General features: G+C 41.5%; 23 protein-coding genes. 21 read left to right on the forward strand and 2 right to left on the reverse strand.

Going from position 1 to position 13,648, the window contains the following annotated elements:
* Nucleotides 1-470, reverse strand: a 470-nt coding sequence (dcm, locus tag Q0218_RS01130; protein ID WP_297965485.1) for a DNA (cytosine-5-)-methyltransferase, incomplete at its 3' end; no start/stop codon positions are given.
* The gene (locus Q0218_RS01135; RefSeq protein WP_297965487.1) at nt 467-652 is read right to left on the reverse strand and encodes a hypothetical protein; all 186 of its coding nucleotides are present in this window, start codon (nt 650-652) and stop codon (nt 467-469) included. The genes Q0218_RS01135 and dcm, both read right to left, overlap by 4 nt.
* 171 nt (nt 653-823) lie before the next feature.
* On the opposite strand from Q0218_RS01135, the gene Q0218_RS01140 reads away from it, so the two are divergent.
* From Q0218_RS01140 to Q0218_RS01240, 21 genes are all read left to right on the forward strand, one after another.
* Complete coding sequence (locus tag Q0218_RS01140; protein WP_297965489.1) at nt 824-1,513, forward strand: S24 family peptidase; 690 nt, start codon at nt 824-826, stop codon at nt 1,511-1,513.
* A gap of 56 nt (nt 1,514-1,569) precedes the next feature.
* A complete protein-coding gene (locus Q0218_RS01145) occupies nt 1,570-3,258 on the forward strand; it encodes an AAA family ATPase (RefSeq protein WP_297965491.1) in 1,689 nt (562 codons plus the stop codon).
* Nucleotides 3,259-3,269: 11 nt separating this feature from the next.
* Complete coding sequence (locus tag Q0218_RS01150; protein ID WP_297965493.1) at nt 3,270-4,142, forward strand: DNA adenine methylase; 873 nt, start codon at nt 3,270-3,272, stop codon at nt 4,140-4,142.
* Nucleotides 4,132-4,575, forward strand: coding sequence for a thermonuclease family protein (locus Q0218_RS01155; RefSeq protein ID WP_297965495.1), 444 nt, complete (start codon nt 4,132-4,134; stop codon nt 4,573-4,575). Before Q0218_RS01150 ends, Q0218_RS01155 begins: the two co-directional genes overlap by 11 nt.
* 537 nt (nt 4,576-5,112) lie before the next feature.
* Nucleotides 5,113-5,742 (forward strand): DUF3560 domain-containing protein, encoded by a 630-nt coding sequence (locus Q0218_RS01160; RefSeq protein ID WP_297965497.1) that lies wholly within the window; start codon nt 5,113-5,115, stop codon nt 5,740-5,742.
* Nucleotides 5,743-5,887: 145 nt separating this feature from the next.
* On the forward strand, nt 5,888-6,190 hold the full coding sequence (locus Q0218_RS01165) for a hypothetical protein (protein ID WP_297965498.1): 303 nt from the start codon (nt 5,888-5,890) through the stop codon (nt 6,188-6,190).
* Complete coding sequence (locus Q0218_RS01170; RefSeq protein WP_297965500.1) at nt 6,187-6,402, forward strand: hypothetical protein; 216 nt, start codon at nt 6,187-6,189, stop codon at nt 6,400-6,402. Before Q0218_RS01165 ends, Q0218_RS01170 begins: the two co-directional genes overlap by 4 nt.
* 126 nt (nt 6,403-6,528) lie before the next feature.
* Entirely contained in the window at nt 6,529-7,368 is an 840-nt protein-coding gene (locus Q0218_RS01175; RefSeq protein ID WP_297965501.1) for a PD-(D/E)XK nuclease-like domain-containing protein, read from the forward strand.
* An 18-nt stretch (nt 7,369-7,386) separates the two neighbouring features.
* Entirely contained in the window at nt 7,387-7,605 is a 219-nt protein-coding gene (locus Q0218_RS01180) for a hypothetical protein (RefSeq protein ID WP_297965503.1), read from the forward strand.
* Nucleotides 7,602-8,651, forward strand: coding sequence for a RecT family recombinase (locus Q0218_RS01185; RefSeq protein WP_297965505.1), 1,050 nt, complete (start codon nt 7,602-7,604; stop codon nt 8,649-8,651). The genes Q0218_RS01180 and Q0218_RS01185 overlap by 4 nt, the downstream gene beginning before the upstream one ends.
* A 1-nt stretch (nt 8,652) precedes the next feature.
* Nucleotides 8,653-9,108, forward strand: a complete 456-nt coding sequence (locus Q0218_RS01190) for a hypothetical protein (protein WP_297965507.1) — start codon at nt 8,653-8,655, stop codon at nt 9,106-9,108.
* Between the two features lie 11 nt (nt 9,109-9,119).
* A complete protein-coding gene (locus Q0218_RS01195; protein WP_297965508.1) occupies nt 9,120-9,686 on the forward strand; it encodes a class I SAM-dependent methyltransferase in 567 nt (188 codons plus the stop codon).
* The gene (locus Q0218_RS01200; RefSeq protein WP_297965510.1) at nt 9,686-10,048 is read left to right on the forward strand and encodes a hypothetical protein; all 363 of its coding nucleotides are present in this window, start codon (nt 9,686-9,688) and stop codon (nt 10,046-10,048) included. Before Q0218_RS01195 ends, Q0218_RS01200 begins: the two co-directional genes overlap by 1 nt.
* Before the next feature lie 11 nt (nt 10,049-10,059).
* Nucleotides 10,060-10,263 (forward strand): hypothetical protein, encoded by a 204-nt coding sequence (locus tag Q0218_RS01205; RefSeq protein ID WP_297965511.1) that lies wholly within the window; start codon nt 10,060-10,062, stop codon nt 10,261-10,263.
* Between the two features lie 150 nt (nt 10,264-10,413).
* Nucleotides 10,414-10,821, forward strand: coding sequence for a YopX family protein (locus Q0218_RS01210; protein ID WP_297965513.1), 408 nt, complete (start codon nt 10,414-10,416; stop codon nt 10,819-10,821).
* A complete protein-coding gene (locus tag Q0218_RS01215) occupies nt 10,818-10,997 on the forward strand; it encodes a hypothetical protein (RefSeq protein WP_297965515.1) in 180 nt (59 codons plus the stop codon). Before Q0218_RS01210 ends, Q0218_RS01215 begins: the two co-directional genes overlap by 4 nt.
* The gene (locus tag Q0218_RS01220; protein ID WP_297965516.1) at nt 10,994-11,299 is read left to right on the forward strand and encodes a hypothetical protein; all 306 of its coding nucleotides are present in this window, start codon (nt 10,994-10,996) and stop codon (nt 11,297-11,299) included. The genes Q0218_RS01215 and Q0218_RS01220 overlap by 4 nt, the downstream gene beginning before the upstream one ends.
* 232 nt (nt 11,300-11,531) lie before the next feature.
* The gene (locus tag Q0218_RS01225) at nt 11,532-11,756 is read left to right on the forward strand and encodes a hypothetical protein (protein ID WP_297965518.1); all 225 of its coding nucleotides are present in this window, start codon (nt 11,532-11,534) and stop codon (nt 11,754-11,756) included.
* Nucleotides 11,757-11,767: 11 nt separating this feature from the next.
* On the forward strand, nt 11,768-11,962 hold the full coding sequence (locus Q0218_RS01230) for a hypothetical protein (protein WP_297965520.1): 195 nt from the start codon (nt 11,768-11,770) through the stop codon (nt 11,960-11,962).
* Nucleotides 11,963-11,964: 2 nt separating this feature from the next.
* Nucleotides 11,965-12,207, forward strand: a complete 243-nt coding sequence (locus tag Q0218_RS01235) for a hypothetical protein (protein WP_297965522.1) — start codon at nt 11,965-11,967, stop codon at nt 12,205-12,207.
* Nucleotides 12,197-13,285: a site-specific integrase gene (locus Q0218_RS01240; RefSeq protein ID WP_297965524.1), complete on the forward strand. Its 1,089-nt coding sequence runs from the start codon at nt 12,197-12,199 to the stop codon at nt 13,283-13,285. The genes Q0218_RS01235 and Q0218_RS01240 overlap by 11 nt, the downstream gene beginning before the upstream one ends.
* The last annotated feature ends 363 nt before the right edge of the window (nt 13,286-13,648 follow it).

Below are 13,648 nucleotides of genomic sequence, written 5' to 3' on the forward strand. Positions count from 1 at the left end.
CTATTTTGAGGTATGCCGTAGTCTTTCGTGTTGAGAATTTGGGCGTGGCAGTGATAGCCTAGCCCGCGCAAAGCGTCCGTAAATCTTTGATAGCTTTTGCCGCCGTCGATTGACAAAAAACCTTTGACGTTTTCGTAGATGAAAACGCTGGGGCGAGCTTCGCTAACGATACGGTAAAATTGCCATATCAAGTTGCCTCTCTCGCCGTCCTCGCCTGCGCGTTGCCCTGCTATTGAAAAGTCTTGACAAGGGCTGCCGCCTACCAAAATATCTATTTGCCCGGCGTAAGCTCTAGCGTCAAGATCGCAAACGTCCTCGTAAAAAACTGCCGGGACTTCGTGATTGGCCAGGTAGCTTTGGCGCGCAAATTTGTCTATCTCGCAGGCAAATACCGTCTCTACTTCGTCAAATACTTCGCGAGCGGCAAACTCGGGCGCGCCAATGCCTGAAAAGAGAGTGGCGAGGGTCATTTTTTAGCCTTTTTGAGTTGTTTGGCTTCTTGCTCGGATAGCCAAAGGCGGATGTTTTTCCACGCCTCATAAGGGACGCCTACCTCGTAAAAACAAGCCGTCATAGCCTCGTAATTAGGCTTCATTCTAGGATTTAGTCTCAAAATTTGCTTCACAGTGTCAAACATGTAAAATCTAAGCAAAACAAGTTTTATCGCCGTGTATATTTCTTTTTGTATTTTTGTCAATTTCATAGTGTTAGTGTATAATAATTCCACTTAAAATAATTTTAAATAGTGGATTTTATCTACGCTAATATTCTTTAATAATTGTTATATAATAGTGGAGTATTAATCCACTATTAGGAGATAAAAATGGCTGACGTTTTTAATTATTTGTTAGTAAAGCAAGCACTAAAAGAACGCGGAGCGACTTATCAGGATTTGGCAGATTTTTTAACTGACAAGGGAATGGTAACTGTATTAGACACAGTAAAAACGTGGTTTAGAAACGATGAAAAAAGGCGCTCTGCGCCTGAGCTTCCAAGGATTAAGTTAATAGCCGAATATCTCAAAAAGAGCTTTGACGAAATAATGATCGGGTATTCGACAAGCACCCTTAAACAAACCCCCCTTAGGCGCGTGCCCATCGTTGGCTCTGCCAGCTGCGGAGTACCAGAGCTAAACGCCTACCAAGACGTTGATACATACACCTATTGCCCCGCCGACGAGTGGAACGAGGAGATGTACTCGGTTATCGCAAACGGTAGTAGTATGGAGCCTGATATTGAGGAGGGCGACGAGCTTTTATGTGATCCCAAAGCAACCGTTATGGACGGCGACATAGTTCATTACAGTATCGACGGCGAAGGGGCTGTTAAAGTTTATGCCGTGATACCGTTAAAAAATAAATTTTGCTTCATCCCGATAAACGATAAATTCCCGACTAAAGAATTTGACGATACCCCGGAAACTAGAGAAAAATTACGAATAGTTAAGGTTATAAAATTTAATCGTTCATTAGAGAATGGACGCAAGGCGAGGCTTAGAGGGCTAGGATTTTAGGCCGCGTCGTCGGTAGCTACTCCATAAATTCAAAGAGGTTTTAGAAAGGATAGATAGTGAATGAAAATGAAAAAGATATGCGCATTTTTATAAAGAAAATAACAATACATGATTTTAGAGCTTTTTCCGGTAAAAACCCGGATGGTAGCTCTAAGATATACGAAATCGAACTTGGCGAACATATAACTTGCATATCCGGACATAACGGAATAGGCAAATCTACCATTTTGGCTATGCTTAGCAATTGTGGCGAACTTAAAAAACGAGATGGAATTTTGCTAAATGGAGATCAATTTTCGGGTGAATATAGTTCAATTATAAAATATGATAAAGAATATGATACTACAGGAGAAAAATGTAGTATATTTTTTAGAACGCCAGACAATACGACGGATACATCAGGCTTTAGACTTCCAAAAATACTTAATTTTAGAGCTGCCGTCCAGCAGGATGGAACTAGGTATAGGTTGCTACCCAAAAAAACAGAAGAAAGACAAACTGAAAGTAAAATAGAGTGGCCAACTTATTATTTGGGCCTTTCAAGACTATACCCTATCGGAGAATCCGAAAATGTAGATATAAGCGGATTAAGAATTGATACTACAATTAAAGAAGAAATGTTTAGGGCATACTCTCATATTTTAAATGCCAATATTGCCGACAACATAGACTCAAGCTTTATAAGTCCGTCTGATGCCAAGAAAAAAAAGGGTGTTGGAATAAAAACGGATAAATACGGAGTATTATCTAATTCGTCCGGGCAGGATAATTTGGGACAAATTTTAATGACAGTATTTTCGTTTCAGAATCTAAAAAATACTCTAGCAAAAAAAGAAAATTACTGGTATGACGGCGGGATCTTACTTATAGACGAGATAGATGCTGCATTACACCCAGCTGCCCAAAATAAGCTCTTTGGGTTTTTATATAAAAAATCTCAAGAGTTAAACCTACAAATAGTCTTCACTACCCATAGCTTAAGTCTTTTAGAGTATATAACAAAAGCGCACACCCTAAATACACACAATAAATCTCTGGTCGTTCAGTATCTTACAAGCGGAAGGGGCGATGTTGAAATTTTAAAAAACCCAACGATAGAAAGAATTCGTCGCGATTTGCTAATGTTAACCGGCGAAACAAAAGAGAACCCAAAAATAGATATACTTACGGAAGATGATGTCGGAAGATGGTTTTTAGAAAAGATTATCGATCAGTCTATCCCGGGCATAAAGCTAAATTTTATAGACTGCACCTTTGGTTGCGGAGAGATAGCAAAGCTAGTTAGCGGTAGTAAAATTTTTAATAATATTATCGTGGTTTTAGACCCTGATATTTCAAGCCAACAAAGCAGGCAAGACGTAGAAAATAACTTAAAAAAAGGCAATGGTTATTGGGCATTGAAAAATCCGGTAGAGCGCGACGGTAGATGTATTTTTGCTCTACCCGGCGATAAACCTATCGAAACTATGCTATGGGAATACGTCAACGCTTCGCCAGAAAATCATGAAATGTATTTTGATCAAGCATTAGAAGAAGAAGGAATTTATAAAAGAAATTTAATTGATGAACAAATAAACAAGTTAACAAAACAAAAAGAATGGTTTTACAAGAATAAATATATAATGGATACCGTGCTTTGTTATTGGATTGACGATAATAAAGATATTATTAATGACTTTATTAAGAATTTTAAGTGCGAATATAATAAAATAGCCAGAAAAATAGGCATAGATAAAATACAATAACCGAGGTAAAAATGCCGACAACGCTGTCTCCCCTCCGCTATCCGGGCGGAAAAAGCAAACTAGCCGACTTCGTGGATAATACCATAAAGCTAAACGGTATAGAAAAACCTATTTATTGTGAACCTTTTTGCGGCGGCGCGGGCGTGGCCATAGATTTATTGCTAAAAAATAAAGTAGATAAAATCATCTTAAACGACTATGATATAGGCATTTATTCTTTTTGGAAAGCCGTATTAGATGATACTGAAAGGCTTGTCCAAAAAATAGTTTCTACCAAAATAACAATACAAGACAGAAATAACCAGCGACAAATTTATGATGAACTATCAAAAAAAAGGGAGTATAACCTAGACCTTGCGCTTGCTACGCTGTTTTTAAATAGAACAAGCGTGTCGGGCATCATAAGGGGCGGAGTTATAGGGGGAAAAGACCAAAAGGGCAAATATAAGATCGGCGATAGATTTAATAAAGAAAAGATTTTAGAAAAAATAAATCGTATAGCCGCCCTCAAAGATAAAATAGAATTATTTAATCTTGATTGTAGCGAACTTATAAATACTTATCTGAAAAACTATACCGATAAAAATAACTTATTTATATTCTTTGACCCACCGTATTATAAACAAGGTAAAAACTTATATACTAATTTTTTTACCCACCAAGATCACGAAAATTTGGGCTTGGCCATAAAAAATATGGATGAGTATTTTTGGATATTAACATACGATCATGCCCCTGAAATATTGGAGATATATAAAAAAAACAACCCTAAAAAATATATGCTTCAATATTCGGCCAACATCAAAACTATGTCCACAGAGTTGTTTTTTTGTAGTCCAAGAACAATAGTCGAATCTTTTGGGAAAGTAGAGTTTGAAGAATAAAGTAGTTTCTTTTGCTATATTATTACCGTTATATCTCTTTGCCCTCTCGGGCAAAGTCGTCTCTATTCACGACGGCGATACGATCACAATACTTCAAGGCAAACAACAGGTCAAGGTTAGATTATTCGGCATTGACGCGCCCGAATTGAAACAACCCTACGGCAAAAAGTCAAAGCAGTTTTTAGCAAATTTGATAGCGGGCGAAGTCGTAGAGGTCGATGAAAACGGCAAAGATAGATACAAGCGCACGATCGGCACGATCTATTTAAACAACACCGACATAAACGCCCAAATGGTAGAAAACGGCTACGCGTGGGCGTATCGCAATTTTTCAAAGAAATACACCCCGCAAGAGAGCAAGGCAAAGTCTCAAAAGCTCGGGCTTTGGCGAGATAAAGAGCCTATCCCGCCGTGGGAGTGGAGAAAGCGCTAGTATTACCTCTCTACATTTAGCTTTTCGGCAATCGCCTTTATCGTTTTTTCTGTGTAGTTTGCGGAATTTGCAACATTATCATCAATATTTCTATTAATTTCTATAATCTTATCTGCTTTTAGATAAAGCAAAACTAACATCACTACGACAAACAATCTATACACCCATACCATGTTCTACCTCTTTTTAGAAATTATATCATAAAAATATTTTTTAAAAGTGCATTATATATCCACTTTTTTAAGTTGTGTTTAAGTGGAATTATTATACACTTCACTTATCCAAACGGACAAGGCGACCCACGCCGAGGTTACGTAACCTAAAGCTACGGGTTAGCGCACTAGGGAAGCGATATTGCCCTAGCCAGATCAGCCCTGATCGCGCGTGTATATCAGAGCTTGAAAAATCCACGCAAAACTTCAATTCGTATCTTAACGCAAGTCCCGCACACTCACGCATTAATCTCCTAAAGGTAAAAATTTGGTTTAACACAACTCGCGGGGCTTGTTTTAGGATATTTTGAAAAAAGGATAAGCAATGAACAAATTTAAAAAATACTGCCCTAACGTATGGGTAGCAGAATGCGACGAAAAGCACGACAAAGGCGAGGTTATTACTCTTGAAACACAATACGGTAAAGAAGTAGAGTGCGAAGTCTATAACCTAGTAGCAGAAAAAAGCGACAAATTTTATTACTCGGTCGTGAGGCTAGAGGAAAACTATGCGGCAAGAAAAGCCGAAAAATACAGAAATTCGCAAGCGGCGCACGCGAAAAAGAGCTTTGAGTGGTATCAAAAAAGCCAAGAAGGGGCGGAGTTTTTAAGGCTTGCCGAACCGATAAAGGTCGGACATCACAGCGAGCATAGGCACAGAGCGCTAATTGAGCGCAACTGGAATAGGATGGGCAATAGCGTAAAAGAGCAAGAAATCGCCGACGAAAGAGCGCGTAAGGCCGAGTATTGGGAAGCTAAAGCTGAGGAGATTAACCTATCAATGCCCGAAAGCCTAGAATATTTCGCGGCACAGCTAGAAAAAGCCAAAGCGCGCCAAAAGGGACTAAAAGACGGCACGATAAGACGCGAGCATAGTTATAGCCTAACTTATGCAACAAAAGCAGTTAAAGAGCTAACGCAAAAATTAGAAATAGCCCAAAAATTATGGGCTTAAACTTTAATGGCGGGCTAGCCATTTCTAGCCCGAGAAAGGATTGGCCGTGCGGCTATTTAGGCGGCTATTGAGTTATTTCCAAAAAGGAAACAACTCGAAAAGATTGATAAAAAATATAAGATTTTTAAATTTGAAAGGATAAGAAATGGCAGCGAATTTTAAGGACGAGACGATTGAAATAATTGCAGGGCGCGAGATAGACGAATACTATTTCCACCGCCTAAACGAATACGACGAAGATAAAAAAGTCGAGTTTTACGGCGCAGGAGAGATAAATTGGAGTGAGATACCGACCGAATGGCTATCTTACGACGGCGGGTTTGGCCTGCAAGAGTGGGACGGCTGGGTAACGTTTAAAAACTCTCCCGACTGGATAGCACGCGACGAGTATGACGGCTCGGAGTGGTGGGCGTTGCGAAAAAAGCCAACTCTAAAGGATAAAAAATGAGTGATCCATACGATTATTACTGCGCTAGACAAGACGCGGCGCAAGTGGCAAGAGATGTCAAATTTAACGAATTTTGCGATCAGGTGGCGGACATCATCGCCACGGCGAGAGATCATCTTAGCAAACTAGCGGACGAATACGAGGAGCTGATAAGCTTTGACGACCTCGCCGATGAAATAAATTGGCAGATCGACGATAATCTGAAATTTTAAAGGATAGCTAATGAGTATGCAAACATTTAAATTTTATGCCTCTTTGTTTAAGAGGGACAACGAAACGGACAAGCATTTAACGGTCGGCGATTTTGTCGCCTTTGTAAAATCATTTAGGGGGCAAAGATGAACCTCAAATACCCCCTAAACACAATGATAAAGGGGTTATCAAACAAAGACTATCACGAAGCGGGCGGACTAAGCTCGACCCGTTTCGACTTGATAAGAAAAAGCGTGCGAGCCTTTAAATTTAGACATCTGTTTGATACGTGGAAACCGTGCTTTGATGAGGGTACGCTTTGCCACGACTGCATTTTGACGCCCGAAAATATCGAAAAAACCTACATCGAAAGCCCGACGGCGGGGCTTGATACTAAAAAGGCGGAGGCGTTACGAGAGGCCAACCCCGATAAAATTATAGTGGCTAAAGGTATGATAGAACACTACCGGAACATCGCAAACGCTGTTAATAAAATCATGTCATTTCTAGAATACACCGAAAAAGAAGTGAGCTTTTTCCACTATCACAAAGACGCGGATTTGCTTATGCAAGCGCGACCGGATATTTATGCCCCTAAATTTGGGATGCTTTACGACCTCAAAAGCACGAAAGCCAATAACCAAGAGGAATTTGAAAAAATCATCGAGCCGTATAACTACGATCTATCGTTAGCTTACTACAATGACGTTTTAAATTTGTGCGGGTATAAAACAGATTTAGAACTTATGGGTTGGCTTTGCGTGCCTAAATCTGCGCCACATACCCCGTTTATGGTAAGTGTGAGCGAGGAGTTGCTAGAAAAGGGGCGCAGCAAATACCAAGAGCTTTTGACGCGGTATATGGACTACATTGCCGCCGAAAAAGAACTAGGCGAGGAAGATATGAATTTAATAATATCCGACCTCGCTAGATATAAGGCACACAGCTACGAATACCGCAAAGAAAACTACATAAATGCGGCGTAAAATTGAAAGGATAAAAAAATGAAAGTAAAAGCAAGTTTTAGAGGCATTGAGATAGAAACAGGCGTTGAGCCTGTGAATGACGGCTATTTTAGTTTGGATTTTAACGGGGCGTATTTAATGGAAATATTTTATGACGGCAAAGAGTTTTCGCCCACGGGCAGAATAATGGATGGGTACGGCAAGAGTGGTGTGCCCTTTGAAAATAGCGAAGTGAAAATTGAAAGGATAGATAAATGAACCAACTACAACAAACTAAACCACAAAGCCCGGCAAAGAATTTTAATAGCTTGATGGCGAAATTTGCCGAGCAAAAGATGAGCGAGATCATAGCCCTTAGCGGCGGCAGTAAAGTCAAGGCGGATAAATTCGTAACCGATTTAACCCTGCTTGGAATGGATAAAAGCATTTTAGAGTGCGAGCCTGTATCGGTTTTTAGCGTCGCGCTAAAAATCGCACAGGTAGGCCTATCTATCGTAAAAGAACAAAAGCAGGCCTACATCGTGCCGTTCGTGGAGCAAGGCGTCAAAAAAGCTCAACTGCAAATAGGCTACATCGGCTGGCGAATTTTAGCAAAGCGCGCGGGATATGACATAGACGCCGAGCTAGTATACGAGTGCGATAAATTTGAATACACCGTCGATGAAAACGGCAAGAAATTCATATTTGAAGCCAATCTAAAAGATCGCAACGAAACCGACACCGCGTGGATAAACGAGAATTTACTCGGTGCGATGGTATGGGCTAGAGATAAAAACGGCGTAACTAGAGACTTTATCAGCGCAAAAAAGCTAAATCAGCTAAAGAATACCAACCAAGCCGTGAAAAAGGGCAAATTTTCGGCGTGGACAAACTGGAGCGAGGAGATGTTTAAAGCAAAGGCCATTAAATATGTCGCCTCAAAGCTGCCAACCGATGATTTTATGCTAATGAGCGCGGTAAATGCAGAAAACGAGGCTTACAAAGAACAGCCTAAATTTGAAGCTCCTGCAGCACAAAACCTAAACGAGCTTTTGAGTAGTTCGGAAAAACCGAACAGCTCAGTTGGTGCAAAAAATTCACAAACTGACGACGCCGAATTTATCGAGGCCGCGCCCGTCGAAGTAGAAATCGACGTAAACGCAGACGTGTTACCGCTTGACGCTTTGCAAAGCGAATTGATAAAAAGAGGCGCAAGCGAGGACGAGGCCGAAAAGCTTTTGGCTAGAGTGTCGCCCGATGAAGCTAAGGCGTATTTAGCCGATCCGAACGCGATAGATAATTTAATGGAAAATCTAAGGAGATAAGATGAACGTAGGATATTTTAAACACAAAACCGTAAAAGACCAAAACGGCGCGGAGCAAAAATTTATAGGCGGGATGATAAATATCCCGTTTATGCGCCCCGTCGAGTGTTCGCTAATCGTGACGCCGCAAGAGGAATTAGCGGGGAACCAAAAAGCCCCGATATACAAAATAGCCCAATATAAACCTAAAGGCTGGGAGGGTTCCAGGCAATTTATCGGCGGGATCTGGAGTGCCGTCAGCAAAGACGGTAAGGTTAATTATTTTAAAGGGCATATCGAAACACCCCTAGTAGCGGGCGGACGAGTATATATCGCATTGTTTGAACCTAAAGAGGACAACGGGCTGCTTTTTGAAGTCACGTGGAGCGCGCCTAAATCAAATACTAGCGCATACGTGCCTACGGCTAGCAGCGAGGACGCGAGCTATTATGCGGACGACGACGCGATGCCTTATTAAAGGCTAAAAAAATGGGCAAGAATTTCAGCGGCAACACGAACAAGCGCCGATCAAAAAGCGACTTCTACCAGACACCCTACAGCATCACGCGGCGTCTTTTAGAGGTCGAGAAATTTAGCGGTCGCATACTAGAGCCTGCGTGTGGCGCGGGCGCGATAACGGCGATTTTAAAAGAGGCTGGCTACAAGGATATTACGGCGTATGATTATTTGCTAGACGGCAAAGATTTTCTAACCGAAACGCGCAAATTTGATGCCATTATCACAAATCCGCCTTTTAGCCTAGCCAAAGAATTTATCCTTAAAGCTTGCGAAGTCGCGCCTAGGTTTGCCTTTTTGCTGCCGCTTAATTATCTGCACGGCAAAGAGCGGCTAGACGAGATTTATTCGCGCGAAATTTTAGAAAAAATCTACGTATTCGCGCGCTATCCGCTGCTATCCGCTCAGATACGCCCGGACGGCAAATACAAAACAGGGATGATGGTGTACGCGTGGTATATTTTTGATACTGGGCACAAAGGAGCGCCGAGCATCCACTGGATAGACAATAGCGAGGATGTAGCGAGGAAAGGGAAATAATGTTTTTTGGAATGTCGGAAAAAACCAGACGAAGAACGAGAAAGAATTTCAGCGATTTGCTTAAAAATCATTGCGGTATGAGCGAATACTCTATCAATGATTTGACGGATATGATAGATAGAGAGGAAGCTATTTATTATGGGTTAGCAAAATTTGAGAAGATTGAGAAAGACGGCAAAGAGTTTTATGCTTGCGACTTATTGGGTCACGATTTGCTCGGCGAAGAGTATCTTTTTAAGCGTCAAGACGATTGCTTGGTATGGCAAAGAGGCGGGATGTGCGAGGGCAGCTATTACGGATATATCGCTCACGAGCGCAAAGACGGCAAATGGGTAGTTTTTAAGACCGACTATTCGGTTTAGAGGCGGCAGAAATGGTAAACGATTTAGAGGCAAAGCTAAAGGCGGCGCAAGAGGAGATCAAAATGCTAAGGCGCAAGAAAGTAGTTTTGCCCGCGCATTCGGCGGAAATATTGCGAAAAGTCAAAGAAAGCGCACAGGCGGCACTAGACGCCAAGACGATGACGAGCAAAGACCGCAGGCTACGCGGCATAATAAGCCGTATCGGCAACCCGTAAAAGGCAAAACATGACTACCAAAAGGAGACGATTAATGAATATAGATCTCACACATATTTTAGTAGCCCTTATGGGCACCGCTGTGCTGTTTGGCAGCTTGATAACAATAGCTATTGGGATATTGCTTTTGTAAATTTGAAAGGGTAAATAATGAAAGAGATTAAATTTAGGGCGTGGCGAAAAGATATTGAAGTAATGTATCCCGTTTTAAAACTTGATTTTGTAGATGAAAAAGCGACGATTTGGAGTAAATTTACAGGAAATAGCTATGAATGGATTGATGATCTAGTGATTATGCAATATACTGGCTTAAAAGACAAATATGGCGTAGAAATTTATGAGGGCGATATTCTTGAATTGCGCGCAAACCCTTTTAACAAGAAAAGGGATTTATTTCAAGTAGTTTTTAAAGACGGCGGGTTTAGAGACGAATGGAATAATTATATTGGACAATACCTGCCGCCGGATATAAGAAACAAACAAGGCGGAAGGGTGAGACTCAATGAAGCATGCGAAGTCGTCGGCAATATCTACGAAAATCCAGAGCTTTTACAATGAATAAAATAACGCAAGATTTGCGAGCCATCATAGAGGAATTGGCGGCGCTTGAAAAACGGCTCGACGCGCTAAAGCTAAAAATAGATTTGGCGCACGGGGCGAACCGAGAGCCTTACAAGGTTTGGATAGACGAGATAAAAGAAATCAAAGAAACGATAGAAAGGATAAGAAAATGACTACTGAAGAAATGATCGAAGTAATGCAAGCCTACGTTAGAGGCGAGGCGATAGAGGTAAGCGACGCGGACAAAGACGAATGGGGAGACATAAACGTGCCGGGCTGGGATTGGATAAGCTACGATTACCGCGTAAAGCCTAAAGGCTACGACCTAGAATGGTATTGGGAATTCAAAATGTCCGACGGCTGGCATATTAGCCAAACGAGGATGACGAGAGCGCAGGCACAGGCATTTGTAGGCGAGAGCGTAGAAATTGCACCGCTTTACGGGCTAGGATTTAGGATAAAGGATGAAAAATGAAAAACTTTTTAGCAAAAATGTGTCGTGCGTATCCGTCCTTAAAGGATTGCCCTACCCCATACGGCTTGTTTGTTCTTAGTTGCAGCCTAATAAGCATAAGCTTGGTTTTTTTTCTTGCATTGATATATATATTCGAAGGGTTTATTTTTTGGCGAGTGATACACACGTTAGCCTTACTGAATATTATTCAGCTTGCCGTTATTGCGACGGTTGCGTATTTAAAGGAGGAAAAATGAAAAAACTACTGATTTTATTTGCATTTTTGCTAGCGGGCTGCGAGGCGACGGATAAGCCAAAAACCGAAATTTGCGCGCTTACAGAGGAAGCTCGCGACATAGAAATGGCATGCATCGAGGGGTTCAAATTTATACTTTATTTGGGGTATAAAGCAGGCGGAGTAACCCAATTTTTAGGCACAGACGGCAAGCCCGTTGCGTGCAGTTGCGGAGGTAAATAAAGGAAAGCACAATGAGTAGCCCAGATAGAGAAAAAGAAAAAGCCGCCCTAGCCGAGCTTGACGAATTTTGCAAACACCAAAACGAGATCACGGACGAGCAGGCGAAACGCCGCGCCAAAATAGCGTGGATAACGCGCGAGATAGAAAAATTTGACGACGGCCGGCTAAACCGTATCGTCGTTTTGGTAAAACAAATAAAGGAGTAAAAATGAGCGAGTTTTTAGAGCTTAAAAATTTAATCCTTGAAATGAAAAATACCGTTTCCTTGCTCCTGCCAAAATGCGTGCCGCTGTCTTACGTTTGCGACGTTTCGGGCAAGAGCCGCCAAACGATCACGGCATACGTCAAGTCAAATTTAGAGCCGCAGGCGGAATTTTGGGTAGAGAATGGTAAAATAATGCTGTCTCAAACTGCCGCCCTTAAAATTTTAAGGAGATACAATGAAAAATAGCGGCGGGTTTAAAGTGCGCAATAACGTCATTTACGTTTTTGGCACGATAAACAAAATAAGGTACAGATTTTCTACCGGTAAAAGCGCGACTAGCGAAAATTTACGCTGGATCGCGCGGAATTACTGGAGCGTTCTTTTACAGATGATTGATGAAAAAAAGGATGTACAAGATACGAGCCTAGAGCGCTTTTTGCTAAAAACGATAGAGCTATCTAGCCACAAGCGCGGCAAATCGGTGCAGGATGATTATATTTCAAAAGCCAAGCGGCTTATTATCCCGTATTTCAAAAACTACGATTTAAGCGATATTAAGCCCATAGACATCGAGGAATGGCAAGCGCGGCTACTAAAGACATACTCTACTACCACCGTGAAGCGGGTAAAAAATATCCTTAATATGGCGCTTGCTAAAGCTACCCTAAACGATATTATACCCAAAAACCCGCTTGATTTCGTCGATAGCTTCCGCGTAGAAAACGAAAAGCAAGAGCCCTATACGGTAGATGAGATGCTTAAAATTCTAAAGCACTCTACGGGCTGGCTGAATGTCTTTTTGCATATTGCCTTTACGACAGGGCTTCGTACGGGTGAATTAATGGCGCTAAAATGGGAGGACGTTGATTTTGAAAAGCGGATAATCCGCATAAGACGGTCTATCAGCAAGGGCGAGATCAAGACGGGCGGGAACATAAAAAATCACAATAGGTTCGTGATACTAGCCGACTATCTCGTCCAAATTTTAAAAGAATACGATAGCGGGAGCGAGTGGTTATTCCCGTCAAAGCTCGGCGAGCCGTATAAAGAGAGCAAGGCGATAGCAAAAAGGCACTTTAAGCCACTTTTAGATCGTATAGGCGTAGAATACAAAACGCTTTACGCCACGCGGCACACGTTTGTTTCTATGCTTAGGAATTTCGGCGTAAGCAGGGAGTTTGTTTCAGAACTTGCGGGGCACTCGCAAGAAGTGAGCGACAAACACTATTACAAAGCCGAGATTACGGCACAAAAAGCGCAGGCGGTCAATAACGTATTTTTTGAGCTAAATTTGGGCTCGGGGCACAACTTAGGGCACAGTTAGAAAAGGAACCACGACGAGAGCCGATTTTTAGGGGCTTAGATGAGAAAGTCCGCAAGTCTCATAAGCCGGAGGTCGGGAGTTCAAGTCTCCCCCGTGACACCAAAACACCCTATTTTAGGCACTAGCAGTGATGCTTTTGTTCTTTCCCTTTCTTTAAAATTTCCTTTAAGAGTGGAACACTTAGTTACTAAAGTGGGACAGCCTCTTAAAAATCCCAAAATTATATCTCATTTACACTTCTAAAACAATGAAAAATACTAATTTTTGCGCATTATGAACAAAATGTCATTTAAACAATTTTTTATGTAAAAACAAAGTATAAATTTCTAATTATCTTTTTATATTTTCTTAAATGCTCGTAAA

This window comes from uncultured Campylobacter sp. (assembly GCF_938039245.1).
GTDB lineage: Bacteria > Campylobacterota > Campylobacteria > Campylobacterales > Campylobacteraceae > Campylobacter_A.

Bases quoted from the DNA above. Each gene is read 5' to 3' on its own strand.
- Q0218_RS01180 (WP_297965503.1), top strand. From the start codon at position 7,387: ATGAAAGTAAAAGCAAGTTTTAGAGGCATTGAGATAGAAACAGGCGTT.
- Q0218_RS01160 (WP_297965497.1), top strand. From the start codon at position 5,113: ATGAACAAATTTAAAAAATACTGCCCTAACGTATGGGTAGCAGAATGC.
- Q0218_RS01150 (WP_297965493.1), top strand. From the start codon at position 3,270: ATGCCGACAACGCTGTCTCCCCTCCGCTATCCGGGCGGAAAAAGCAAA.
- Q0218_RS01140 (WP_297965489.1), top strand. From the start codon at position 824: ATGGCTGACGTTTTTAATTATTTGTTAGTAAAGCAAGCACTAAAAGAA.
- Q0218_RS01185 (WP_297965505.1), top strand. From the start codon at position 7,602: ATGAACCAACTACAACAAACTAAACCACAAAGCCCGGCAAAGAATTTT.
- Q0218_RS01220 (WP_297965516.1), top strand. From the start codon at position 10,994: ATGACTACTGAAGAAATGATCGAAGTAATGCAAGCCTACGTTAGAGGC.
- Q0218_RS01190 (WP_297965507.1), top strand. From the start codon at position 8,653: ATGAACGTAGGATATTTTAAACACAAAACCGTAAAAGACCAAAACGGC.
- Q0218_RS01215 (WP_297965515.1), top strand. From the start codon at position 10,818: ATGAATAAAATAACGCAAGATTTGCGAGCCATCATAGAGGAATTGGCG.
- Q0218_RS01225 (WP_297965518.1), top strand. From the start codon at position 11,532: ATGAAAAAACTACTGATTTTATTTGCATTTTTGCTAGCGGGCTGCGAG.
- Q0218_RS01235 (WP_297965522.1), top strand. From the start codon at position 11,965: ATGAGCGAGTTTTTAGAGCTTAAAAATTTAATCCTTGAAATGAAAAAT.
- Q0218_RS01205 (WP_297965511.1), top strand. From the start codon at position 10,060: ATGGTAAACGATTTAGAGGCAAAGCTAAAGGCGGCGCAAGAGGAGATC.
- Q0218_RS01170 (WP_297965500.1), top strand. From the start codon at position 6,187: ATGAGTGATCCATACGATTATTACTGCGCTAGACAAGACGCGGCGCAA.
- Q0218_RS01240 (WP_297965524.1), top strand. From the start codon at position 12,197: ATGAAAAATAGCGGCGGGTTTAAAGTGCGCAATAACGTCATTTACGTT.
- Q0218_RS01165 (WP_297965498.1), top strand. From the start codon at position 5,888: ATGGCAGCGAATTTTAAGGACGAGACGATTGAAATAATTGCAGGGCGC.
- Q0218_RS01230 (WP_297965520.1), top strand. From the start codon at position 11,768: ATGAGTAGCCCAGATAGAGAAAAAGAAAAAGCCGCCCTAGCCGAGCTT.
- Q0218_RS01200 (WP_297965510.1), top strand. From the start codon at position 9,686: ATGTTTTTTGGAATGTCGGAAAAAACCAGACGAAGAACGAGAAAGAAT.
- Q0218_RS01175 (WP_297965501.1), top strand. From the start codon at position 6,529: ATGAACCTCAAATACCCCCTAAACACAATGATAAAGGGGTTATCAAAC.
- Q0218_RS01210 (WP_297965513.1), top strand. From the start codon at position 10,414: ATGAAAGAGATTAAATTTAGGGCGTGGCGAAAAGATATTGAAGTAATG.
- Q0218_RS01195 (WP_297965508.1), top strand. From the start codon at position 9,120: ATGGGCAAGAATTTCAGCGGCAACACGAACAAGCGCCGATCAAAAAGC.